The 21,586-nt window shown below is 67.2% G+C and carries 24 protein-coding genes; 11 read left to right on the top strand and 13 right to left on the bottom strand.

The window, feature by feature from the left end:
* The first annotated feature begins 4 nt into the window (after positions 1–4).
* Positions 5–613 (top strand): thioredoxin family protein, encoded by a 609-nt coding sequence (locus tag NJD74_RS13235; protein ID WP_102788627.1) that lies wholly within the window; start codon positions 5–7, stop codon positions 611–613.
* A gap of 121 nt (positions 614–734) precedes the next feature.
* Positions 735–1,877: a hypothetical protein gene (locus NJD74_RS13230; protein WP_102788626.1), complete on the top strand. Its 1,143-nt coding sequence runs from the start codon at positions 735–737 to the stop codon at positions 1,875–1,877.
* 4 nt (positions 1,878–1,881) lie between these two features.
* Here NJD74_RS13230 and NJD74_RS13225 read toward each other — a convergent pair whose 3' ends face one another.
* Entirely contained in the window at positions 1,882–2,370 is a 489-nt protein-coding gene (locus NJD74_RS13225; RefSeq protein ID WP_026070113.1) for a MarR family winged helix-turn-helix transcriptional regulator, read from the bottom strand.
* 127 nt (positions 2,371–2,497) lie between these two features.
* Here NJD74_RS13225 and hppD point away from each other — a divergent pair, with 127 nt between their 5' ends.
* Both hppD and hmgA read left to right on the top strand, forming a co-directional pair.
* Positions 2,498–3,613: a 4-hydroxyphenylpyruvate dioxygenase gene (gene hppD, locus NJD74_RS13220; protein ID WP_070426127.1), complete on the top strand. Its 1,116-nt coding sequence runs from the start codon at positions 2,498–2,500 to the stop codon at positions 3,611–3,613.
* 119 nt (positions 3,614–3,732) lie between these two features.
* Complete coding sequence (hmgA, locus tag NJD74_RS13215) at positions 3,733–5,034, top strand: homogentisate 1,2-dioxygenase (protein ID WP_102788625.1); 1,302 nt, start codon at positions 3,733–3,735, stop codon at positions 5,032–5,034.
* A gap of 6 nt (positions 5,035–5,040) precedes the next feature.
* On the opposite strand, the gene NJD74_RS13210 is transcribed toward hmgA, so the two are convergent.
* The gene (locus tag NJD74_RS13210) at positions 5,041–5,571 is read right to left on the bottom strand and encodes a hypothetical protein (protein WP_102788624.1); all 531 of its coding nucleotides are present in this window, start codon (positions 5,569–5,571) and stop codon (positions 5,041–5,043) included.
* Positions 5,572–5,727: 156 nt separating this feature from the next.
* Here NJD74_RS13210 and NJD74_RS13205 point away from each other — a divergent pair, with 156 nt between their 5' ends.
* Together NJD74_RS13205 and NJD74_RS13200 are read left to right on the top strand one after the other, a co-directional pair.
* Positions 5,728–6,309: a hypothetical protein gene (locus tag NJD74_RS13205; RefSeq protein WP_174704350.1), complete on the top strand. Its 582-nt coding sequence runs from the start codon at positions 5,728–5,730 to the stop codon at positions 6,307–6,309.
* Between the two features lie 100 nt (positions 6,310–6,409).
* Complete coding sequence (locus tag NJD74_RS13200; protein WP_070426122.1) at positions 6,410–7,366, top strand: sodium:calcium antiporter; 957 nt, start codon at positions 6,410–6,412, stop codon at positions 7,364–7,366.
* Between the two features lie 126 nt (positions 7,367–7,492).
* On the opposite strand, the gene NJD74_RS13195 is transcribed toward NJD74_RS13200, so the two are convergent.
* The 8 genes from NJD74_RS13195 to NJD74_RS13160 form a co-directional block, all read right to left on the bottom strand.
* Positions 7,493–7,906 (bottom strand): Na+/H+ antiporter subunit G, encoded by a 414-nt coding sequence (locus tag NJD74_RS13195; protein ID WP_019185291.1) that lies wholly within the window; start codon positions 7,904–7,906, stop codon positions 7,493–7,495.
* On the bottom strand, positions 7,903–8,187 hold the full coding sequence (locus NJD74_RS13190) for a K+/H+ antiporter subunit F (protein WP_070472350.1): 285 nt from the start codon (positions 8,185–8,187) through the stop codon (positions 7,903–7,905). Before NJD74_RS13190 ends, NJD74_RS13195 begins: the two co-directional genes overlap by 4 nt.
* On the bottom strand, positions 8,184–8,690 hold the full coding sequence (locus NJD74_RS13185) for a Na+/H+ antiporter subunit E (protein ID WP_070472347.1): 507 nt from the start codon (positions 8,688–8,690) through the stop codon (positions 8,184–8,186). Before NJD74_RS13185 ends, NJD74_RS13190 begins: the two co-directional genes overlap by 4 nt.
* Positions 8,687–10,222, bottom strand: a complete 1,536-nt coding sequence (locus NJD74_RS13180) for a monovalent cation/H+ antiporter subunit D (RefSeq protein ID WP_102788622.1) — start codon at positions 10,220–10,222, stop codon at positions 8,687–8,689. The genes NJD74_RS13185 and NJD74_RS13180 overlap by 4 nt, the downstream gene beginning before the upstream one ends.
* Entirely contained in the window at positions 10,219–10,602 is a 384-nt protein-coding gene (locus tag NJD74_RS13175; RefSeq protein WP_019185295.1) for a Na+/H+ antiporter subunit C, read from the bottom strand. The genes NJD74_RS13180 and NJD74_RS13175 overlap by 4 nt, the downstream gene beginning before the upstream one ends.
* Entirely contained in the window at positions 10,602–13,427 is a 2,826-nt protein-coding gene (locus tag NJD74_RS13170) for a monovalent cation/H+ antiporter subunit A (RefSeq protein WP_070426119.1), read from the bottom strand. The genes NJD74_RS13175 and NJD74_RS13170 overlap by 1 nt, the downstream gene beginning before the upstream one ends.
* Before the next feature lie 359 nt (positions 13,428–13,786).
* Positions 13,787–14,266, bottom strand: coding sequence for an Mpo1-like protein (locus tag NJD74_RS13165; protein WP_070426118.1), 480 nt, complete (start codon positions 14,264–14,266; stop codon positions 13,787–13,789).
* 186 nt (positions 14,267–14,452) lie between these two features.
* On the bottom strand, positions 14,453–15,379 hold the full coding sequence (locus NJD74_RS13160; protein ID WP_019185298.1) for a phosphoribosylaminoimidazolesuccinocarboxamide synthase: 927 nt from the start codon (positions 15,377–15,379) through the stop codon (positions 14,453–14,455).
* A 143-nt stretch (positions 15,380–15,522) separates the two neighbouring features.
* Between NJD74_RS13160 and NJD74_RS13155 the strand changes: the two genes are divergently transcribed.
* The 4 genes from NJD74_RS13155 to yegS all read left to right on the top strand — a co-directional run bounded on the left by NJD74_RS13155 (position 15,523) and on the right by yegS (position 18,271).
* Positions 15,523–15,852, top strand: coding sequence for a DnaJ domain-containing protein (locus NJD74_RS13155; RefSeq protein ID WP_319624320.1), 330 nt, complete (start codon positions 15,523–15,525; stop codon positions 15,850–15,852).
* A gap of 42 nt (positions 15,853–15,894) precedes the next feature.
* On the top strand, positions 15,895–16,572 hold the full coding sequence (gene rpe, locus NJD74_RS13150) for a ribulose-phosphate 3-epimerase (protein ID WP_070426117.1): 678 nt from the start codon (positions 15,895–15,897) through the stop codon (positions 16,570–16,572).
* Positions 16,573–16,584: 12 nt separating this feature from the next.
* The gene (locus tag NJD74_RS13145; protein WP_102788740.1) at positions 16,585–17,067 is read left to right on the top strand and encodes a GNAT family N-acetyltransferase; all 483 of its coding nucleotides are present in this window, start codon (positions 16,585–16,587) and stop codon (positions 17,065–17,067) included.
* 271 nt (positions 17,068–17,338) lie between these two features.
* Positions 17,339–18,271, top strand: a complete 933-nt coding sequence (yegS, locus tag NJD74_RS13140; protein ID WP_019185303.1) for a lipid kinase YegS — start codon at positions 17,339–17,341, stop codon at positions 18,269–18,271.
* A gap of 66 nt (positions 18,272–18,337) precedes the next feature.
* On the opposite strand, the gene NJD74_RS13135 is transcribed toward yegS, so the two are convergent.
* The 3 genes from NJD74_RS13135 to NJD74_RS13125 are packed head-to-tail and all read right to left on the bottom strand — an operon-like array spanning position 18,338 to position 20,329.
* On the bottom strand, positions 18,338–19,054 hold the full coding sequence (locus NJD74_RS13135) for a hypothetical protein (RefSeq protein ID WP_102788621.1): 717 nt from the start codon (positions 19,052–19,054) through the stop codon (positions 18,338–18,340).
* Between the two features lie 10 nt (positions 19,055–19,064).
* On the bottom strand, positions 19,065–19,406 hold the full coding sequence (locus tag NJD74_RS13130) for a hypothetical protein (RefSeq protein ID WP_019185305.1): 342 nt from the start codon (positions 19,404–19,406) through the stop codon (positions 19,065–19,067).
* Between the two features lie 29 nt (positions 19,407–19,435).
* Positions 19,436–20,329 (bottom strand): hypothetical protein, encoded by an 894-nt coding sequence (locus NJD74_RS13125; protein WP_139146348.1) that lies wholly within the window; start codon positions 20,327–20,329, stop codon positions 19,436–19,438.
* 34 nt (positions 20,330–20,363) lie between these two features.
* Here NJD74_RS13125 and NJD74_RS13120 point away from each other — a divergent pair, with 34 nt between their 5' ends.
* Positions 20,364–21,488, top strand: coding sequence for a hypothetical protein (locus NJD74_RS13120; protein WP_319624319.1), 1,125 nt, complete (start codon positions 20,364–20,366; stop codon positions 21,486–21,488).
* The last annotated feature ends 98 nt before the right edge of the window (positions 21,489–21,586 follow it).

The raw sequence follows: 21,586 nt of genomic DNA, 5'->3' as shown, positions 1-21,586 counted from the left end.
CGCGATGCGCATGAAAGCAGCGGCAATGTCGATGATCGTGGCCGGCCTGCTGGCCGCCTGTTCGCCGTCGTCGGCGCCCACCACTGCGCCTGCGCAGCCGCTGGACACCTCCGAGCAGAAAACCCCGGTCGCCGATCCCGGCGCACCGGTGGCCTCGGGCAACACCCCGGCCGCGGCGGACATCGCCGCGATCGCGGCGCTCAACGCCCAGTTCGATCCTGCGCGTGATCCGGTCGCCGATCTGGCCACGGCCAAAGTCGAGGCCCAGCGCGGTGGCAAGCGGATCATCCTGGATGTGGGCGGCGAGTGGTGCCCGTGGTGCCATCTGATGGACGGGTTCATCGAAGGCGATGCGGAGATCCGCAGCTTCCGCGATGCCAACTACGTCTGGATGAAGGTCAACTACAGCGAAGAAAACGAGAACGCGGCGTTCCTGTCGCAGTTCCCGGCAGTGAAGGGCTACCCGCACCTGTTCGTGCTCGACGCCGACGGCACGCTGCTGCACTCGCAGTTCACCGGCGAGCTGGAAGCGGACAAGGGGCAGAAAAAGGGCTACGACCGTGGCCGCTTCTTCGCCTTCATGAAGCAATGGGCGCCACCCAAGGCGTCGTGACTGAACAGGCCGCGGATTCCGCGGCCTTTTCTTTTGCGCTCAATTTGTCGGCCACCCTGCCGCTACCTCCAAGGACCTCATGCCGCGCTGTTCGTGGCGGGCAACCGACGGAATTGGACGCATGCAGCCGGGCACCAGTGACACCCCCACCGATGTTTCCCTCGATGCGCCCGCCGGCGTGAGCCTGCCGTCGGTCGATGTGCTGCTGGACGACCAGACCGCGCCGGATGCGCTCGATGGCGAGGGCGGGACGCCGGCGCCGGGTGCGATCCGCTACCGCCTGCCGATGGTCTCCGTGCCCGGCAACGTGCTGCTCAAGGCCGCGGTGCAGAAACTGGTCGAGCAGAAGGCGCAGCTGGACGCGCTGGCACGCCAGGGCAGCCTGATCGGCCTGATCCCGGCCGAGTGGCAGGGTAGCGGCCTGCGCGGGGTGGACCTGCAGGGCTTCGTGCTGAGCGTGGTCCCGTTCCTGCACAACGCCAGCAAGGACGAAACCGCCCCGGCGCGCGTGCCGCTCAAGCATGTACTCGGTGATGCCGGCCGCTGGGACCAGCACGACGTCGAAGAACCCAAATCGCTGGCGTTCTTCCTGGCCAGCGACGATCGCGCCAGTGCCGGTACGAAGGACCCTGCCGAGGTGTATCTGGTCGGCGCGCTCGGCCTGGCCTGGGCGCACGAGGGGCGTACCCGCCCCGGCTTCCTGCGTGCGATGGGCTACGGCAGCATGGCCGCGCGCGTGCACCTGCTGCCGTACCCGGCGCCGGCGCAGCTGGCGCTGTACAGCGTGACCGCGCACGGGGTGACGCAGCTCTGGTGCGTGCTGGATCGCCGCAAGGTGCGCCCGCTGCTGGCGCCGTGGCTCAGCGTGCCGCTGCTGACCGCCTATGGGGTCACCCCCCCGCAGACCTGGCCGACCAGCTTCCCGGCGGTCGATGAGGTGGCCGCGGTGCTGGCCGCCGCACGTGGTGGCAAGGGCCCGGTCGAAGCGGACCTGGGCAAGGTGGCCGCCAAGGTTGCCCAGGACGCCTCCGGCGAAGCCTGGATGCCGGTCAGCCTGCTCCAGGTCGGCACCTGGTCACCGCGCTGGCGCTACTTCATGGCGACCTTCATCGGTCTGCCATCCCTGTTGCTGGTGGTGGCCGCGCTGGCCTTGCCGGGGGCGATCGAAGCGGCCGCCGTGGCGGCCTCGCTGGGGTTCGCCGGCGGTGCCATCGGCGCCCTGGCCGCGCCCTGGGTGCATGCGCGGCGCAAACACCTGAACTGAGGCGCTACTCGTCCATCCGCTGCAGGCCTTCGCCGGCCAGGCGCAGGATCAGCGTTTCCAGCATCTGTTCTTCTTCCTCGCTGAGCACGGACATCAGCTTGCGGGTGATGTCGATCACCAGCGGGGCGATGGTTTCGTACACCTCGAAACCGGCCGCCGACAGCGCCAGCACCGAGCGGCGCCGGTCGTCGCCATGGGTTTCACGCTTGATGAAGCCCCGTTCGAGCAGTCTGGCCACGGCGCGGCTGACCGCGACCTTGTCCATCGCGGTGCGATCGGACACCTCGCTGGCCGACGAGCCCGGGTACAGCGCCAGGACCGTGATCACCCGCCACTCGGGGATCGCCAGCCCATAACGGTCCCCATACAGCTTGGCGATGTTGCCGCTGACACGGTTGGACAGAACGCTCAGCCGGTACGGCAGGAACTGCTCCAGATCGAGCAGGGCGTGCGACGCGCGGATGCTGTGACTGCTGGGATCGGGCGGGCTCATGTTGCGGTGCACCTTGATGGTGGTTTCATGTGAAACTATAACCTACGTTCCGGACTCCGCATTCTCGCGGGTCTGCCTTCCTACCGCACCTGGTTTTTTCCGATGCGGACTGCTTTGGAGCCACAGCATGACCAGCCAAACGAGCACCGCGTCCTACGCACCCGATCCGGGCATGCAGGTCACCACCTTCGAAAACCCGATGGGCATCGATGGGTTCGAGTTCGTCGAGTTCGCCGCCCCGGCCGGCCGTGGCGCCGAACTGCACGACTATTTCCGCAAGATGGGCTTCACCGCCGTGCTGCGCCACAAGCAGCGTGCGATCACAGTCTATCGCCAGGGCGACGTGAACTTCCTGGTCAATGAAGAGCCGGACTCGTTCGCCTCGGATTTCGCCGAGAAGCACGGCCCGTGCGCCTGCGGTTTCGCGATCCGCTTCAAGAAGCCGGGCGACGAGGTCTACCAGATGGCCCTGGGCAACGGCGCCGAAGCGATCGACTTCAAGCCTGACACCCGCGCCGTCGCCGCCCCGATCATCAAGGGCATCGGCGACTGCATGCTGTACCTGGTCGACCGTTATGGCGCCAACGGCAGCATGTTCGATACCGATTACGCGCCGATCGAGGGCGTGGACCCGCGCCCGAAGGGCTTCGGGCTGACCTTCATCGATCACCTGACCCACAACCTGTACTTCGGCAACATGCAGCAGTGGTCGGACTACTACGAGCGGCTGTTCAACTTCCGCGAGATCCGCTACTTCGACATCAAGGGCCTCAAGACCGGCCTGGTGTCCAAGGCGATGACCGCGCCGGATGGCATCGTGCGCATCCCGCTCAACGAATCCTCCGATCCGAAGAGCCAGATCAACGAATACCTCGACGCTTACAAGGGCGAGGGCATCCAGCACATCGCCTGCTTCACCGAGAACATCTACGAGACCGTGGAAGCGATGCGCGCCCAGGGCGTGGAGTTCCTGGACACGCCGGAGACGTATTTCGACGTGATCGACATGCGCGTGCCCAACCACGGTGAAGACGTGGCCCGGCTGGCGAAGAACAAGATCCTGATCGATGCTGATCCGGAGACCAAGCAGCGCAAGCTGCTGCAGATCTTCACCACCAACTGCATCGGCCCGATCTTCTTCGAGATCATCCAGCGCAAGGGCAACGAAGGGTTCGGCGAAGGCAACTTCACCGCGCTGTTCGAGAGCATCGAGCGCGACCAGATGAAGCGCGGCGTGCTGTAAGACGCGCGCTGTAACGCACCGGCAGCCGCCCGCGTTACGCTGCAACGATGGCATCGGCGTCCGCGCCGGTGCCATCGGCTGTACTCCCTTGCCATCCACGCCTCCGGCGGAGCAGGACCATGAACAACCCGATGTCATCGCGCGGCTACCAGACCGGTTTCGGCAACGAGTTCGCCACCGAGGCGGTGCCTGGTGCGCTGCCGGTGGGGCAGAACTCCCCGCAGCGTGTCGCCCATGGCCTGTATGCCGAACAGCTGTCCGGCACCGCATTCACCGCGCCGCGCGGCAGCAACCGCCGCAGCTGGGTGTACCGCATCCGCCCCGCGGTGACCCACGGTGAGTTCACCCCCTTCGCCCAGCCGCACCTGCACGGTGACTTCGCGCAGGGTGCGGTCTCGCCCAACCAGCTGCGCTGGGATCCGTTGCCGCTGCCCGGTACGCCCACGGATTTCGTCGAGGGGCTGTACACGATGGGCGGCAACGGCTCGCCCGACGCCCACCATGGCGTGGGCATCCACCTGTATGCGGCCAACCGCGACATGCAGGGCCGCTACTTCTACAACGCCGATGGCGAGCTGCTGATCGTTCCGCAGCTCGGCCGCCTGCGCCTGCTCACCGAAATGGGCGTGATCGAGATCGAACCGCAGCAGATCGCGGTGATCCCGCGTGGCGTGCGCTTCCGGGTCGAACTGCCCGATGGCGATGCACGCGGCTACGTCTGCGAGAACTTCGGCGCCCTGCTGAAGCTGCCCGACCTGGGCCCGATCGGGTCCAATGGCCTGGCCAATCCGCGCGACTTCGAGACGCCCCACGCCGCATTCGAGAACGTCGATGGCGCGTTCGAACTGATCGCCAAGTTCGAGGGCCAGCTATGGCGCGCGGACATCGATCATTCGCCGCTGGACGTGGTCGCCTGGCACGGCAACTACGCGCCGTACCGCTATGACCTGCGCCGCTTCAACACGATCGGCTCGATCAGCCATGACCACCCCGATCCGTCGATCTTCCTGGTGCTGCATTCGCCCAGTGATACGCCGGGCACCAGCAACATGGATTTCGCGATCTTCCCGCCGCGTTGGCTGGTCGCGCAGAACACGTTCCGCCCGCCGTGGTTCCACCGCAACATCGCCAGCGAGTTCATGGGCCTGATCCACGGTGCCTACGATGCGAAGGCCGAAGGCTTCGTGCCGGGCGGTGCTTCACTGCACAACTGCATGAGCGGCCACGGCCCGGACGCGGCGACCTTCGAGAAGGCCTCCGCCGCCGACCTGAGCAGACCGGACGTGATCAAGGACACCATGGCCTTCATGTTCGAAACCCGCGGCGTGATCCGCCCGACCGCCCAGGCCATGGCGGCAGCGCACCGCCAGCGCGGGTACCAGCACTGCTGGCAGGGCTTGAAGGCGAATTTCTCGGGGTAGGCAGCCTCAAACCGCCGCGATCTGGAACCGCTCGGCATGCGCCGTCGGCAGCACCTCCAGCAACCGCTGCCGCACCCGTCCGGCGTAGCCGGTCGAGGTCAGCCCGGGCAGCGCCTCCAGCGCGGCGTGCAGTGCGGCCATGACCGCGTCGTCGCTGCGGGCCTGCTGCAGGGTGTGGAACAGCGCCGCCGCCTGCGGATGGCGCTGCAGTTCCAGGATGTCGAGCAGGTAGATCCGCGCGGCGACCAGCGAGCGGCGGCGTTCGGTCACCGGCGCCAGCGCCGCGGTCGGCATCACGCTGGGTGCGGGCGCGGCGGGCGCGGCAACGGTGACCTCCGCGGCCGCACTGGACACCAGATACCCGGTCTGGATCAGCTGGATCACCATCGCCGGGGTCTCCGGGCCCACCAGCTGGCCCAGCTGGACCAGGTCACGCTGGCCGTCGCACAGGATCAACAGCCGGCGCTGGCGCATGTCCAGCGGAGCGCGGTGGGCCTGCAGCGCGGTGCGGGCAAGGTCGGTCTTCTGCGGTTGCATGGGGGCGGGGTCGATGCGGTGCAGGCCGAGCCTGAACGCGGCAGGTGAAACGCCGATGACAACGACAGTGTGCATGCCGCCCACACGGCGCACGCGCTAGGCTGCGCCCATTCACCGGGAGATGCAGGCATGAAACAGCTGGGAAGCGTGATGGCACTGGGGATGGTGCTCGCCTTGGCCGCGTGCGGACGCGCGCCGGAAACCCCGTCCAGCGACGCCGAGGCAGCGGTGCCTGCGCCGGCGGCGTACACCGCGCCCAGCGCGCCCGCCACGGCGGCATCGGGCACGCCAACAGCGGGGCCGGCACGCCTGGACGGCTACGGCCCCGTCGCGTTGGGCAGTACGCTGGAGGAGGTCCGCGCGGCCTGGAAAGAACCGCTGCAGGGCGAGGTCGCCGACGACTACTGCCATGCGCTGCGACCCGAAGGCGCACAGGCCGAGGACGTCATTTTCATGATCGAGGGCAAGCGCCTGGTCCGCTATGACGTGCGCAACGACCGCACCGTCGCCCCCGGTGGCGGCAAGGTCGGCATGTCGCTGGGCCAGCTGCAGACGCTGTACCCCGACCGCGGCGATCTGACCCCGCACAAGTACGACGCGCAGGGCCACAACCTGCGCGTGCGCCCGGCGGCCGAGGGCGGTGCGCTGATCAACTTCGAGATCAACGGCGATGGCAACGTGACCGCGTGGCGCGTTGGCAAGACACCGCAGGTCGACTACGTGGAAGGCTGTTCCTGAGCCACCGCTACCGTCCTGGCCCGGGTGCCGGGGCGGGCGTTCACCGTTCGGGCCGGGCGGGCCCTAGAATCGGCCCACATCCGTCACCGGGGAGCACCAGATGATCGCTGCCACTGTTTGGTTCGTGCTGGGCCTGGTGCTGTTGGCACTGGGCGGGGACAGCATCGTCCGTGCCGCCTCCGGGCTGGCCCAGCGCTTTGGCGCCTCACCGTTCGTGGCCGGGTTGCTGCTGGTGGCCTTCGGCACCTCGCTGCCGGAACTGGTGGTCAACGCCCGCGCCTTCGTGGTCGGGGCGGAAGAACTCGCGCTGGGCAACGCGGTGGGCAGCAACATCGTCAATGTCGGCCTGACCCTGGGGCTGGCGGCGCTGGCCGCACCGCTGCTGGTCCGTGCGCGCCTGCTCTCGCCGCTGCTGGTGTGCCTGGCGGCGGCAAGCCTGCTGCTGATCCTGTTCGGCCTGGATGGCGTCATCGCGCGCTGGGAAGGGGCGGTTCTGCTGCTCGCCTTCGTCGGGCTGCTGGTGTTCCTGCTGCGCCGTGCGCGGTTGGAATCCGAGCCGGTGCGCGAGGCCATCGCCGGCTATGCCATGACCCGCACCGGGCTGTTCCTGAACCTCCTGCGGCTGCTGTTCGCGGCGCTCTGCCTGTATGTCGGCGCGCGCTGGGTTGTGCAGGCCGCGCCGGTGTTCGGCGCCGGGCTGGGCTGGTCGCCGTTGCTGGTTGGCCTGTTGCCGGTGGCGATCGGCACCGCATTGCCCGAAGTGGCGGCGGCGATCGCGGCGGCGCGGCGTGGGCAGGGTGACATGGTGCTGGGCCATGTGATCGGCTCGAGCCTGTTCAACCTGCTGGTGGTGGTCGGCGGCATGGCCGCGCTGCGCCCGCTGGCGCTGCCCGCATCGTTCGTGAAACTGGAGCTGCCGGCGGCGATCGCCTTCGTGCTGGTGCTCTACCCGATGCTGCGCGGTGATCTGACGATCAGCCGGCGTGAGGGCGCGGTGCTGGTGGTGGCCTTCGTCGGCTGGATCGCGCTCGAGCTGGCGTTGATCGGCAGCGTGTGAGGTTGATGGCCAACTGTTGAAGCAGCCGGCCAGCCGCCGGCGCTACCGTTTCGCAGGCTGGTTGCAGCCGGCCAAAGGTCGGCCCTGCCGTTTTGCAGGCGTGTTGCAGCCGACCAACGGTCGGCTCTACTGGCTGTCCCGGGAAACGGGGGCCTTGGCATCGTCGGTCTCGTCTGCGCGGCGCGGTTCCGGCGGCGGCAGCTGTTCTTCCTTGGCGGTCTTGTGCCCGGGCAGCTCTGGCCGGGTTTCCATCAGCAGCGACAACGCGGCCTTGGCCATCATGTGCGCACTGATCGGTGCGGTGATGAACAGGAACACGGTGATCAGCAGTTCGCGCGGCTGCGGGTCTTCGCCGAGGAAGATGTGGTAACAGACCGAGCCGACCAGCACGCAGCCCACGCCCAGCGTGCTGGCCTTGGTCGGTGCGTGCAGGCGCTTGAAGAAGGTCGAAAGCTTCACCAGGCCGAGCGCGCCGACCAGGATGAAGAAGCAGCCGAACAGCAGCAGGATCGACAGCACGATCTGGATGAAGGTGATCATTCGACGATGTCCCGGCGCAGCACGAACTTGCTCAGCACCACCGTGCTGCCGAAGCCGAGCATGGCGATGATCAGCGCGGCTTCGAAATACACCGCCGAGTTGAGGTACATGCCGAACAGCATCAGCTCGGCGATCGCCGTCACCGACAGCGTGTCCAGGGCGAGGATGCGGTCGGGCACGGTCGGGCCGCGCAGCAGGCGCCAGGTGGCCAGCAGCATGGCCAGGCCGACCACGTGCATGCACACCACCATCGTGGTCTGGATGAACATGTATCCGGTCATGGGAAGATCTCCATCAGCGGGGCTTCGTAGCGGGATTTGATCTGCCGGATCAGCGCATCCGGATCATCCAGATGCAGCACGTGCACCAGCAGATACCTGCGGTCATCGGACAAGGCCGCCGACACCGTGCCCGGGGTCAGCGTGATCATGCTGGTCAACGCGGCGATGCCGTGGATGTTGGCGATATCCAGCGGCAGCCAGATGAAGCCGGGGTGGATGCGGCGCTCCGGCCCCAGCACCTGGATCGCGACCCGGATGTTGGAGATCAGGATGTCCCACAGGGTCACGAACAACAGCTTGGGGAGGGGCTTGAGCGAGCCGATCCGCGCGAACTCGCGGTCCAGCCGGGCGGCGAACAGCGGCACCACCACGCCCAGGATCATGCCGAGCACGAACTGGCCCAGGGTGAAGCTGTCGGACATCAGCAGCCAGAACACCACGACCATCACGCTCAGCGAGGGCGAGGGCAGCACGCGTTTGTAGAGGGAAGGCTTGCGCGTCATGGCTGGCGGATCTCCGGCGTGGTGGCGCGCAGCTCACCCACGTAGTCCTGCGGCTGCAGCAGCTGGGTGGCCATCGCATCGGTGTGCTGCATCAGCGGGCCGGCGAACACGCTCATCGCGATGCCATAGCTGAGCAGCAGCGCGGCGGCGAACAATTCCACGGTGCGCGTGGGCGCCTTGCGCGGCTTGGGTGCGCCTTCTTCGACCACCGGCACGCGCCAGAACAGGCGGATGCCGCCGCGGGTCAGGCCGACGATGACCATCAGGCTGCTGCCCAGCACGGCGGCCCAGACTGCCCAGGTGTACTGCGCGGGCATCCCGGCCAGCAGCGCAGCCTTGGCCAGGAAGCCGGACAGCGGCGGCAGGCCCGCGACCGACACCGCACCGATCAGGAACAGTACCGCAGGCGTTTCCTTGCCCGGCATCGGCGCGATGACTTCCTTGCGATCGCTGGCACCGCCGCGGCGGCGGCGGATCAGATCGGCAATGAGGAACAGTGCGGCGGCCACGAAGGTGCTGTGCGGCAGGTAGTAGAGGCCGGCCGAGAGCACTTCGGGCGTACGCACCGAGAAGGCGATGAACAGCGTCGCTGCCGAGACCACCACCAGGTAGGAGATCAGCACGCGCAGGCGTGCCGCAGCGAGCACGCCCAGGCCGCCCAGCACGAGGGTGGCCACACCGGCCCAGAGCAGCCACTGGCTGCCGTAGCCGGCCATCGGTCCGGCACCCTCGCCGAACCACAGCGTGCTGACCCGCAGCACCGCGTACAGGCCGACCTTGGTCATGATCGCGAACAGCGCCGCCACCGCCGCCGGCGCACGCGCATACGCTTCGGGCAGCCACAGATACAGCGGCATCAGCGCGGCCTTGCTGCAGAACACCAGCAGCAACAGCCCCATGGTCGCCTTGACCAGGGTCAGGTGCGAGGCCGGCACTTCAGCGATGCGCTGGGACAGTTCGGCCATGTTGAGCGAGCCCAGCGAGGCGTACAGCAGGCCGAGTGCGATCAGGAACAGGGTCGAGGCGGTGACGTTGAACACCACGTAGTGCAGGCCGATGCGCATGCGCAGGCCGCGCCCGCCGCTGAGCAGCAGGCCGTAGGAGGCGATCAGCATCACCTCGAAGAACACGAACAGATTGAAGATGTCGCCGGTCAGGAACGCGCCGTTCAGGCCGACCAGCTGGAACTGGAACAGCGCATGGAAGTGCGGCGCGCGCCGGTCCCAGCCCGAGCAGGCGTGCAGCAGGCAGGGGATGGCCAGCAGCAGGGTGGTCACCAGCATCCATGCCGAGAGGCGGTCGGCCACCAGCGCGATGCCCAGCCGCGAGGGCCAGTCGCCCAGCAGGTACACCGCGATACTGCCATCGGCGGTCTGCGCGAACAGCAGGGCCACCGCGGCGGCCAGCGCGGCCAGCGTGGTCCACGCCACCGTGCGCTGCACCTTCGGCCCGTAACGGCGGTGCTCGACGAACAGCGAGCAGGCCGCGCCGAACAGGGGAATCAGGATGGGCAGGATCACCGCATGGTTCATGCGCCGCCCTCCCGGCCCGGCGCGGTATCGGCAGGCAGCTCTTCTTCTTCGTGCGCGTCCACGTGGTCGCTGTGGTTGTCGCTGCGACTGCGCATGGCCAGCACGATGCTGACCGCGGTCATCGCAAACGCGATCACGATGGCGGTGAGCACCAGCGCCTGCGGCAGCGGATCGGTGTAGTTGCCCAGGTCGCTGTCGATGCCCTCACGCAGCACCGGCGCCTTGCCCTGCACCAGGCGTCCACCGGCGAAGATCAGCAGGTTGGTCGCATACGACAGGAAGGTCATGCCGAGGATCACATCGAAGCTGCGCGCGCGCAGCAACAGGTAGATGCCGATCGCGCTCAGTACGCCGATGGCGCTTGCCAGGGCCAGTTCCATCAGTGCATCTCCCCGGTTTTTGCCGAACGGCGGGTGGGATCGATCTCGCCTTTGCGGGCGTTGCGGGTGCGCGAGGGCTTGATCGTGCCCATCATCGAGAGCATCAGCATCACCCCGCCGAACACCACCAGGTACACGCCGGTATCAAAGCCGATCGCACTGGCCAGCGGCACCTCGCCGATCAACGGAATGTGCAGGTCCAGGTGGCCGCTGGTCAGGAACGGCACGCCGAACAGCATCGAGGCGCAGCCGCTGAGGATGGCGATCAGCAGACCGGCACCGATGCAGCGGATGTAATCGAAGCCGAAGCGCGATTCCACCGAAGTGGTGCCTTGGATGACGTACTGGATCAGCAGCGGCACGGCCAGCACCAGCCCGGCGATGAAGCCGCCGCCGGGCGCGTTGTGGCCGCGCAGGAACAGGAAGATCGAGACGGTCAGGGTCAGCGGGAACATGATCTGGGCAAGATCGGCCGGTACCGGCAGCTTGATCGGCGGGCCGGGCATGATCTGCTCCGGTGCCATCCGCGAGCGGCGCAGCATGGCGTGCACCACCAGCGCGGCGATGCCGAACACGGTGATCTCACCGAAGGTATCAAAGCCACGGAAGTCGACCAGGATCACGTTGACCACGTTCTGCCCATAGGCCTCCGGCAGCGCACGTGCCAGCAGCTCGCCGGCCATGGTGTTGGGCGGCAGGGTCATGGCGGTGTAGGCCATCGCGGCCAGGCCACCACCGGCGACGATCGCGATCACCGCATCGCGCCGCTTGCGCCAGACCGACTTCTCCGGCGGCGACTGGATCGGCAGGTAGTTCATGCCCAGCAGCATCAGCACCAGGGTGACCATCTCCACCAGCAGCTGGGTCAGGGCCAGATCCGGCGCGGACAGGAACACGAAGGTCAGCGAGACCATCAGGCCGACGCCACCGACCACCAGCACCGCCAGCAAACGCTGCCGGTAGACGAACAGCGCGCCCAGCGCGCAGGCCATCATCACCAGCCACAGAGCCCAGCCCAGCAGCGGGATCGGCTGCGGCGAGGGCCAGTTGGGCGAGGCGGGATGGGCCACGAACGGGGCGGCGGCGACGATCACCGCCACCACCACCAGCGCCATCAGCATGCGCTGCAGGCTGCCGTTGGCCAGGCCCTGGGTGAGCCGGTGGGCGAAGCCGAACACCAGGTCCAGCTGCTTGTGGAAAATGTTGCGGCCGATGCTGCGGCTGACCACCGCGTGCAGGTCGATCAGGCGGCGCAGGCCGAAGTACAGCGCGATGCCGCCGACCACACCGGCTGCGCTCATCGCCAGCGGCATGTTGAACCCGTGCCAGACCGAGAGGCTGTAGGCCGGCATCGCCGGGCCGAGGATGGACGACGCCGCGGCGTGCAGTACCGGGGCGATGGTGATCGCCGGCGCAACGCCGACGGCTACGCAGACCACCACCAGGATCTCCACCGGCACCTTCATGAAGCGCGGCGGCTCATGCGGGACGCGGTCCAGATCGTGTGGCCCCTTGCCGAAGAAGGTGTCGTGCACGAAGCGCAGGCTGTAGGCCACACCGAACACGCCGGCCAGCAGCGCGGCGATCGTCATGGCGATGCGCATCGCCTCCGGCCCGGCGGTCAGGGCTTCGGCGAACAGCATTTCCTTGGACAGGAAGCCGTTGAGCAGCGGGATGCCCGCCATGGCCAGCGAAGCGATGATCGCCAGCGCGCTGGTGATGGGCATCAGCTTTCGCAGTCCCCCCAGCTTGCGCATGTCGCGGGTACCGGTTTCATGGTCGATGATGCCGGCGGCCATGAACAGCGAGGCTTTGAAGGTGGCGTGGTTGAGGATGTGGAACACACCGGCCACCACCGCCATCGGCGCGGACAGGCCGAACAGCATCGTGATCAGGCCCAGGTGGGAGATCGTCGAATAGGCGAGCAGGCCTTTGAGGTCATGCTGGAAGATCGCGTTCCAGGCACCGATCAACAGGGTGATCGCACCGATCCCGCTGACCGTATAGAAGAACAGGTCGGTGCCGGCCAGCGCCGGGTGCAGTCGGGCCAGCAGGAAGACGCCGGCTTTGACCATCGTGGCCGAGTGCAGGTAGGCCGAGACCGGCGTCGGCGCGGCCATCGCGTGCGGCAGCCAGAAGTGGAACGGGAACTGGGCGCTCTTGGTGAAGATGCCGGCCAGGACCAGGAACAGCGCATAGGGATACAGCGAACTGGCGCGGATCAGATCGCCGGCGGCGAGCACGGCATCCAGTTCGAAGCTGCCGACGATGCGGCCGATCAACAGCACGCCGCCAAGCAGGGCCAGGCCGCCGCCGCCGGTGACCACCAGGGCCATCCGGGCGCCCTCGCGGGCGTCCTGCCGGTGCGACCAGAAGCCGATCAGCAGGAACGAGCTGATGCTGGTCATTTCCCAGAACACCATCAGCAGCAACAGGTTGCCCGACAGCACCATGCCCAGCATGGCGCCCATGAACAGCAGCAGGTAGCAGTAGAAGCGGTGGGCGCTGTCGCGGGCACTGAGGTAGTAGTGGGCGTACATCACCACCAGTGCGCCGATCGCCAGCACCATCCCGGCGAACATCCAGGCCAGGCCATCCAGGCGCAGCGAGAAGGCCAGGCCGATCTGCGGTATCCACTCCCCGTAACTGCGGACGATGCCGCCGTCCATGATCGCCGGGGTCATCGTCGCCAACAGCGCCAGGCCCCCCAGCGGAGCGGCCGCGGCTACCCAGGCGGCCGTGGAGCGGGAGGTGCGGCGGAATGAAGCGACAGCCACTGCCATCAGGAAGGGCAGGGCGAGCAGCAGGAGCAGACTAGGATTCATGCAGGGAATGCGGGATTCACGAGCAGGCCGTTCAGTCTAACAGGCAGGCAATTGCTGCCGATACACCCGAATACGCCCTCAATTGCATGTAACGTGCACTGATTCATTTTTTCCGGGCAGCGCCCGGCCCCATTCGGGTCCGTCGGCGGCCGTATGGAAGCCCGCTGGTGACTTTGCCGACTGTGGCCTCCCGACGCCTGTGGAAACGGATCCGGAACCAGGCGTCGCAGGGGCTGCGGGGCCGAAACGGTGTGCACGAAGATGAACGGTGGCCGTCGCTCGAAAGGCCACTGGGGACGATGCTGGAGGGTGCGGCGTGGAGTGCCGGTGAGTGTCCGCGCTCGTTCAGGAAAAGCGGGTCAGTAGCGCCAGTCCATCCGGCGATAGAGCTTGGCCAATACCCACAGGGGGCCGATCAACAGGTAGACCAGATCGGTCAGGAAGCTCGGCTTGCGGCCTTCGTGCTTGTGGCCGATGAACTGCGCCACCCACGCCACGGCAAAAAGCCCCAGCGCCAGCCAGAACAGGTTCACCAGGCCGATCTCGGCTTCCAGCAGCCGGCAGACGCAGCCGCTGACGAAGAAGAACGCGAGCATGCCGTAGCCCAGCGTGCGCGAAAGACGGTTGTAGAAGCACCAGGCGGCGAACATCGCCAGGCCGGCCCAGATCCCGTTCTGGAACCAGGTGATCAGCGGCGGCAGGCACCACAGCAGGGCGATGACCGACCACGCGATCGCCGGGACGGCCAGGACGTGGATGCGCTGGTTCAGCACATTGCGGTGGTCGTCGGAATAGCTGGCGAAGTAGCGGTCGATCGGGCGTGCGACGGTGGTGGCCATGGTCCCTCCCAGGATCTGCAGAGCATACCGCCCCGGGCGGGTGGAGCCGACCGTTGGTCGGCTTGCTCTCGCCCAGACGATACCCCTCGTGCTGCACGCGATAGGCCACCAACGTCCGCGGCAGTCGACCAACGGTCGACTCTACGGCCGGGACCCCCGGCCATCACGGCCGGGGGCGCAGGCGAATCAGTCGACCGAGATCCCGGCCAGGCGCTGCAGCGCCTCGGCGTACTTGGCGCGGGTACGTTCGATGATCTCGGCCGGGATGCTCGGGCCGGGCGCGGTCTTGCCCCAGTCCAGCGTCTCCAGGTAATCGCGGACGAACTGCTTGTCGTAGCTTGGCGGGCTGGTGCCCACCTCGTACTCGTCGGCCGGCCAGTAGCGCGAGGAATCCGGGGTCAGCATCTCGTCCATGATGTACAGACGGCCATCGGCATCGGTGCCGAACTCGAACTTGGTGTCGGCCAGGATGATGCCGCGCTCGCGCGCATAGTCGGCGGCGAAGGCGTAGATGCGCAGGGTCGCATCGCGTACGCGCTCGGCCAGGTCCGCCCCGACCGCCTTCACCATCGCATCGAAATCGATGTTCTCGTCATGGTCGCCGACGGCGGCCTTGGTCGAGGGGGTGAAGATCGGTTCGGGCAGCTGCTCGGCCTGGCGCAGGCCGTCAGGCAGCTCGATGCCGCTGATCTTGCCGGTGCGCTGGTAGTCCTTCCAGCCACTGCCGATCAGGTAACCGCGGGCGATCGCCTCCACCGGGACCGGCTTGAGCTTGCGGGTGACCACCGCGCGCTTGGCGTACAGGGCCGGATCCACGCCCTCGGGCAGCACGCTGGCGACATCGATGCCGGTCAGGTGGTTGGGCATCAGGTGCGCGGTCTTGGCGAACCAGAAGTTCGAGACCTGGCAGAGCATTTCGCCCTTGCCGGGGATCGGGTCGGGCAGCACCACGTCGAAGGCTGACAGACGGTCGGTCGCGACCATCAGCAGGTAGTCCCCCGGCGGTGTGCCGGCGGGGAGCCGGTCGCGCGGAATGTCGAAAACATCACGCACCTTGCCGCGATGGCGCAAGGGCAGGCCGGGGAGATCGGATTGCAACAACGTGGTCGGCACGGGCACTCCTGAGGCTTCGTCATGACAGCTGTCCAGGGGACCCGGAGGGCCCGCACAGACAGCGGGCGGCCTAGTGTAAAGCGGGTTGGGCCTGCTGTGACGTAAAATGAGGATCCTTTGTCGCCTCGGCTGCCCAGACCACCATGCGCTGGTACGGAAAACTGCTCGGATTCATCGCTGGCGCCCTGTTGTTCAGGCCCAATCCGCTGTTCGGGGCCGCGTTCGGGCTGTTGCTGGGGCATGCCTTCGACGCGGACTGGTTCCGGCTGAACAGGGAAAATCCCTACCGTGAGCTGGGGCTGACCTCCGAGGCGACCGATGCCGAGATCGACCTGGCCTACCGCCGGCTGATGTCCCAGTACCACCCCGACAAGGTGGTCGGCGCCGCCCCGGAGCTGCGCCAGCAGGCCGAGCGCAAGTCGCGCGAGCTCAATGCCGCCTATGACCGCATCAAGACCCTGCGCAAGCGCTGATTCCGCGCGGCGCTCCCTTTCAACATCCTGAAGGTCCCGGCCATGTCCAACTGCATCATTGCTCCCTCCATCCTGTCCGCCGATTTCGCCCGCCTGGGCGAGGAAGTGGACAACGTGCTCGCGGCCGGCGCCGACTGGGTGCATTTCGATGTGATGGACAACCACTATGTGCCGAACCTGACGATCGGCCCGCTGGTCTGCCAGGCGCTGCGCAAGCATGGCGTGACCGCACCGATCGACGTGCACCTGATGGTGGAGCCGGTGGACCGCATCATTCCGGATTTCGCCGAGGCCGGCGCGACCTACATCAGCTTCCATCCGGAGGCGAGCCGCCACGTGCACCGCACCATCCAGCTGATCCGTTCGCTGGGCTGCAAGCCGGGCGTGGTGCTCAATCCGGCCACGCCGGTGGACATCCTGGACTGGGTGCTCGATGACCTGGACCTGGTGCTGGTGATGTCGGTCAACCCGGGCTTCGGCGGCCAGGCCTTCATTCCCTCGGCGCTGGACAAGGTGCGCGCGATCCGCAAGAAGATCGATGCCAGCGGCAAGGACATCCGCCTGGAGATCGACGGTGGCGTGAAGGCCGACAACATCGGTGCCATCGCGGCGGCCGGTGCGGATGCGTTCGTGGCCGGCTCGGCGATCTTCAATGCGAAGACCAGCTACCAGGACATCATCGCGCAGATGCGCGGCAATGTCGCCGCGGCGCGGGGCTGAGCCATGGGATCGGTGGCTGCCGTGACCATCCGCGTGGCCACCGCCGAGGATGCGGGGCGGATCCTGCGCTTCATCCGCGAGCTGGCGATCTACGAAAGGGCCGAGTCGTCGGTGCAGACCGACGAAGCGGGCATCCGCGCGAGCCTGTTCGGGCCGGAAGCGAAAGCGCACGCGCTGATCTGCGAGGCCGACGGCGTGGCCATCGGCTATGCGGTGTATTTCTACAATTACTCGACCTGGCTGGGCCGCAACGGGATCTACCTGGAAGACCTGTACGTGAGCCCGGAACGGCGCGGCAGCGGGGCCGGCAAGGCATTGCTGCAGCACATCGCACGGATCGCGGTGGCCGAAGGCTGCGGCCGGTTCGAGTGGTCGGTGCTGGACTGGAATGAACCGGCGATCCAGTTCTACCAGGCCGCCGGTGCGAAGCCGCAAAGCGAGTGGACGGTGTACCGGATGGAAGGCGAGGCATTGCGGACCTTCGCCGAAGGCTGAGCACCCGGCAGAGCCGACCGTTGGTCGGCTGCCGCAGCCAACCCACCCCGGTAGAGCCGACCGTTGGTCGGCTGCCCTCCCGGCGGCAAAAAAAAAGACCGCACCCTTGCAGATGCGGCCCCGGGAACAGCGGGAGGCTGATCCTGCCTCCATCCATCTTCCTTGCTATGGCCTTCCATTCTCCGGGCCATCGGTGACGCTTTGATGACGTTCACCGACGGCCACCCCGCGCGCTGCTAGCCTTCGCTTCCCCACTCCCTGGAAGTACCCCATGAGCCGTCCCCATTGGCGTTTGATCCTCAACGGCAAGGCCACCGGCAATGAGGATGTGCGCGAGGCGGTGGCAGCACTGCGCGAGCGCGGGGTGCAGCTGGAGGTGCGGGTGACCTGGGAGTCGGGCGATGCCGAGCGCTACGTGGCCGAGGCGATCGCACACGGGGTCGACACGATCATCGCGGCCGGCGGAGACGGCACGCTCAGCGAGGTGGCCGAGACGCTGGCCCATCGCGAGGAGCCGGCCGATGCACTGCCGTCGCTGGGCCTCTTGCCGCTGGGCACGGCCAATGACTTCGCCACGGCGGCCGAAATTCCCGACGAACCGCTGGCGGCGCTGGAGCTGATCAGGCACGCGCCGGCGCGGCCGGTCGATCTGCTGCGCATCGATGCCGACGGCAAGGTGTGGTGGTGCGCGAACGTAGCCAGTGGCGGTTTCGGCACCGAGGTGACGGTGGAGACCGATGAGGGCCTGAAGAAGGTGCTCGGCGGGCTGGCCTATCTGGTGACCGGGGTCTCGCGGCTGGGCCGGATCGATCCCATCCAGGCGCGGGTCCGGGCGCCGGGCTTCGAATGGGCCGGTGGCTTCATCGCGCTGGGCGTTGGCAACGGCCGCCAGGCCGGCGGCGGCCAGGTGCTGTGCCCGGAGGCCCTGATCGACGATGGTGTGCTCGATATCACCGTGATTCCCGAGCTGAGCGGGGAGGTGGCGTCCACCTTCGCTGCGCTGGTCAAGGGCGGCAAGCGCGGTGCGCTGGAACAGGTGGCCGAACGTGTCCAGGCGCCGTGGGTGGAGATCGAGGCCGAGGCGCCGCTGACCCTCAATCTGGATGGCGAGCCGGTCCAGGCCCGCCATTTCCGCATCGACTGCGTGCCGGGGCGGGTCAACCTGCATGTAGCGCTGGACAGCCCGCTGCTGTCCAGAGCCTGAGTTCCGGCGCGGCTGCGGGGCCGTCCTGCATACGGCTGGCGCGTGGTGGCGCCTGCCGTGCCCGGCTCACTTGAACAGGCGGTCCAGCAACCGGCCGGCCGCGTTTTCAACCGTCTGATCCGCGCGCCCACCGATACCCGTGGCGACGCCGCCCGACGTGACTGAGCGATCCTTGAAGGAAACGGGGAATGTCTGCAGCCGTCGCAGTCGTCCCTGGCCCAGGTTTTCGTACTGGCCGAAGCTGGCACTGATATCGAAGCGGCTGCCCGGGGTCTGCGCCTCGTTCATGGCGCGCTGCACGAGGAAGGTGACCGTGCTGGATCGGCCTGGCAGCAGGGTGAAGGTCGGGTCGACCCGGTTCGTGGTGGCGATCGGGATGCCCTTGATCGTGTCTTTGTCCTGCCCGCCGAAGAAGCGGTAGGTATAGCCGTGGCTGTCGGTCGCGTTGAAGGTGTCGTACTCATAATTCAACACCATCGGCTGCGACGACACATTGCGCAGTGTCATCGTCACCGTGATCTCTACCGAGCCGCGCGTGCGCTGTCCTGCCCGGATCGAATCCAGCCGCGCTTCGATATCGCCAAATCGCTCCAGTGCGCCGGTGTTGTCGGGGGCCGGCACGCCGCAGCGTTGGTTCAACGCGTCCAGCTGGGCACGCAGCTGTGCGTTCTCACGACGGAGCGCGTCGGCGGATTGTGCGTGGGCAGGCACGGCCTGACCGGCCAGCAATGCGGCCGCCGCAGCGGCCGACAGCAGCGACTGCTTCAAGGTGATTCCGTTCATGTGCAGATCCTCAATGCATGGACATGGCTGCGCCAAACAGGCCGAGCACGGTGAGATTGACCAGCACCCAGACGATGCCCGCAGCGAACAGGCTGGCCAGGGTGATCAACAACTGCTTGATGCCATCGGGGTTCCCCTTGCTTTGCGCATAGGCGAAACACAGGATCGTGCTGAGCAGGAACAGCACCACACCGACGATGCCGACGATCGGCACCAGCGCGCAGCCCCAGCCGATCCATCGCAGCGTCCTGGCCGTGCGCATCAGGCCGTCGGTTGCGCGCCGCCCGGCTTCCTCGCGCACGAGGCGCTGCTGCAGCGCGTTCTGGACGTCGCTTTCATTGAGTTGATTCATGGATGATTCCCCTGTGGATTCCGAAACGATCAGCTGCCCAACGCACGCCGTGCGCAGTCCTCCGGTGAAACGCACGGATCCTCTTCCGCTGGCTGCGCTGCCACCGCCGGATCGGGCGAGTAGGACGCCAGGACGCGTCCGCTGCGGTCCAGAAGCTGGACATGCGTGACATAGGCATTGATGCGACGCTGGTTCAGATCGGCAGACTGGACGAAGAAGTAGGTCCGCAGCCGGGGTTTGCTGTTCCATCGGCTGCGAAGCCCTTCGAGCTCGCGGGCAACCGTTTCGTCAGCGACCGGGGCGAGCTGGACCTGCGCGGGATTGGCCCAGGTGTAGCTATACTCCGGAATGTCCATGAAGTAGCGGTACTTGCCGCCGTTGAATTCGCCGACCGGGAAGCCCTTCCGCTCGAAGTCATAGGCCTGCAGGTCGGCATCATCCAGTTCGCTCCAGTAATAGGGCGAGCGGCCAGCGTCTGCGATGCTCTGTTCGAGCTGCGGGCGAAGCGCCCCCATCAGGTCCTTGCGGCGGAAGGTATCGGCGGTGCCGCGGTATTCCTGCGAGGCAAGGCTGGCCATCGTGTCGAAATCCGTCGGAAGCTTGGACATGGCGGCATAAAGAAACATGACCTGCTGGCCGCTGTCCAACTTGCGGTACTCGGCCAGCGGCTTGGCCAGGTCGGCTTGAGGAAGGGTGGTGGGCGCCGGTTTATCGGCGTTTGCCTCACCCTCGGCCGCAGCGGCGTTGCTGTCCTTATCGGTACTCGGGGAAGCTGCATCGCCTTTGCCGCCGCATCCGACGAGCAGCAGGGACAGGGTGAGCGCAGTAGAAACTGATCGCAGCGCAGAGAGGGCCATGGCGTCCTTGACGTGGTGATGGGATGGCGGCAAATCTGCGTCCAGATGCGCAGCGACGCAGGTCATGGACATGACTTGACGAACAACACAGGAGATGGTTGTGAAAGCGGAGCTTATGGAAGAGCTGTACGCGGGGGTCACCGACCCGGAGCGGATGCAGTCATTCGTTGAACGTCTCGGTCGCGCGGTCGGTTGCCACTCCGGCAGCGTGACCCTGCGCGACGTGCACGGGGGGCGACACAGGGCGCTGGTCGCGGCCGGCGCGATGGCCGACCCGCGTACGGTGGAGCGCTTCAACGAAGACACGCTCTACTCGGTGGACAACCTCTGGTTCAACCGGGCCGCGCCGACGATGCGTGCTGGCAGCGTCATCGTCAGCGATCGGGTGGCCACGCTCGATGAGATGCGTGGAACGCGGTACTACCTGGACTTCCTGCGCCAGATCGACACGCTGCGTTCGGTGGCATTGTGTGCCTCGCGCAAGCCGGACCAGGTCACCATGCTGACCTTCGTGGGAACCGAGCGGCGCGGCGATTTCGATGCCCGCGAGGTGGCACTGTGCGAAGCGTTGGCCCCTCACTTCGTCAATGCCTTCGAGCTGCGCCAGGCACTGCAGGACGCGTGGCGGCAGGCAGGAACGCTGGCCCTGCTGCTTCTCGATGAGAACCTGCGGCCGGTATCGGTCAATGCCGGGGGCGAGGAGATGCTGCTGGCGCGCGTCCTGCGTGTGCGCCGAAAGGCGGCATTGGAGCCGGTGCATCCCGCCTCGCGGGCGGGTTGGAATGCCCTGGTCCGGCGCCTGGCGCTGCGGGGCGGTCCGGCGCAGGACCCCGGAGAGGATATCGTCGCTCTGCACGATGCAGATGGACTCCTGGCAGGATTCGCATCGCTTCGGCCCTATGGAAAGTACATTCCCGGCACCGGTACCGCCCGCTTTGTCATGACGGTCAACACGGTGGTGCGCCGCTCCTCGGCAGGGCTGTCCACCACCCTGCGCGAGCTTTTCGGCCTGACCCCGGGCGAAGCGACGCTGGCCGTAGCGCTGCATCACCAGGGCGAGCTGTCGGCCGCCGCGGCGACCTGCGGCATCGGTGTCGGGAGTGCGCGGACCCGCCTGCAGAGCATTTTCGAGAAGACCCGCCTGCATCGGCAGGTGGACCTGGTCAGGATGCTGGACACCCTGAACGGCATGCTGGCCAGTGAGCGCCCGCTGCCGCTGTACTGACGCCCGGGCAGTCGCTCCATGCCGGAGTGGGCCGCCACGTCGGCCTCGGAGCGGCTGCACGCAGGCCCGGGCGGGGTTCCCCCCCGCGCCGGGCTGAG

It is taken from the genome of Stenotrophomonas sp. RG-453, from assembly GCF_033843685.1.
GTDB lineage: Bacteria > Pseudomonadota > Gammaproteobacteria > Xanthomonadales > Xanthomonadaceae > Stenotrophomonas > Stenotrophomonas bentonitica_A.
The sequence above is the reverse complement of the archived record's forward strand: the minus strand, read 5'-3'. Positions and strand labels throughout refer to the sequence as shown.

What these genes read in the sequence shown, in the direction of transcription:
- NJD74_RS13175 (WP_019185295.1), bottom strand. Translation starts at nt 10,602, where the DNA reads ATGGAACTGGCCCTGGCAAGCGCCATCGGCGTACTGAGCGCGATCGGC.
- NJD74_RS13155 (WP_319624320.1), top strand. Translation starts at nt 15,523, where the DNA reads ATGCGCTGGTACGGAAAACTGCTCGGATTCATCGCTGGCGCCCTGTTG.
- NJD74_RS13230 (WP_102788626.1), top strand. Translation starts at nt 735, where the DNA reads ATGCAGCCGGGCACCAGTGACACCCCCACCGATGTTTCCCTCGATGCG.
- yegS (WP_019185303.1), top strand. Translation starts at nt 17,339, where the DNA reads ATGAGCCGTCCCCATTGGCGTTTGATCCTCAACGGCAAGGCCACCGGC.
- NJD74_RS13180 (WP_102788622.1), bottom strand. Translation starts at nt 10,222, where the DNA reads ATGAACCATGCGGTGATCCTGCCCATCCTGATTCCCCTGTTCGGCGCG.
- NJD74_RS13200 (WP_070426122.1), top strand. Translation starts at nt 6,410, where the DNA reads ATGATCGCTGCCACTGTTTGGTTCGTGCTGGGCCTGGTGCTGTTGGCA.
- NJD74_RS13195 (WP_019185291.1), bottom strand. Translation starts at nt 7,906, where the DNA reads ATGATCACCTTCATCCAGATCGTGCTGTCGATCCTGCTGCTGTTCGGC.
- NJD74_RS13170 (WP_070426119.1), bottom strand. Translation starts at nt 13,427, where the DNA reads ATGAATCCTAGTCTGCTCCTGCTGCTCGCCCTGCCCTTCCTGATGGCA.
- rpe (WP_070426117.1), top strand. Translation starts at nt 15,895, where the DNA reads ATGTCCAACTGCATCATTGCTCCCTCCATCCTGTCCGCCGATTTCGCC.
- NJD74_RS13130 (WP_019185305.1), bottom strand. Translation starts at nt 19,406, where the DNA reads ATGAATCAACTCAATGAAAGCGACGTCCAGAACGCGCTGCAGCAGCGC.
- NJD74_RS13185 (WP_070472347.1), bottom strand. Translation starts at nt 8,690, where the DNA reads ATGACGCGCAAGCCTTCCCTCTACAAACGCGTGCTGCCCTCGCCCTCG.
- NJD74_RS13135 (WP_102788621.1), bottom strand. Translation starts at nt 19,054, where the DNA reads ATGAACGGAATCACCTTGAAGCAGTCGCTGCTGTCGGCCGCTGCGGCG.
- NJD74_RS13225 (WP_026070113.1), bottom strand. Translation starts at nt 2,370, where the DNA reads ATGAGCCCGCCCGATCCCAGCAGTCACAGCATCCGCGCGTCGCACGCC.
- NJD74_RS13125 (WP_139146348.1), bottom strand. Translation starts at nt 20,329, where the DNA reads ATGACCTGCGTCGCTGCGCATCTGGACGCAGATTTGCCGCCATCCCAT.
- NJD74_RS13235 (WP_102788627.1), top strand. Translation starts at nt 5, where the DNA reads ATGCGCATGAAAGCAGCGGCAATGTCGATGATCGTGGCCGGCCTGCTG.
- NJD74_RS13190 (WP_070472350.1), bottom strand. Translation starts at nt 8,187, where the DNA reads ATGACCGGATACATGTTCATCCAGACCACGATGGTGGTGTGCATGCAC.
- NJD74_RS13165 (WP_070426118.1), bottom strand. Translation starts at nt 14,266, where the DNA reads ATGGCCACCACCGTCGCACGCCCGATCGACCGCTACTTCGCCAGCTAT.
- hmgA (WP_102788625.1), top strand. Translation starts at nt 3,733, where the DNA reads ATGAACAACCCGATGTCATCGCGCGGCTACCAGACCGGTTTCGGCAAC.
- hppD (WP_070426127.1), top strand. Translation starts at nt 2,498, where the DNA reads ATGACCAGCCAAACGAGCACCGCGTCCTACGCACCCGATCCGGGCATG.
- NJD74_RS13210 (WP_102788624.1), bottom strand. Translation starts at nt 5,571, where the DNA reads ATGCAACCGCAGAAGACCGACCTTGCCCGCACCGCGCTGCAGGCCCAC.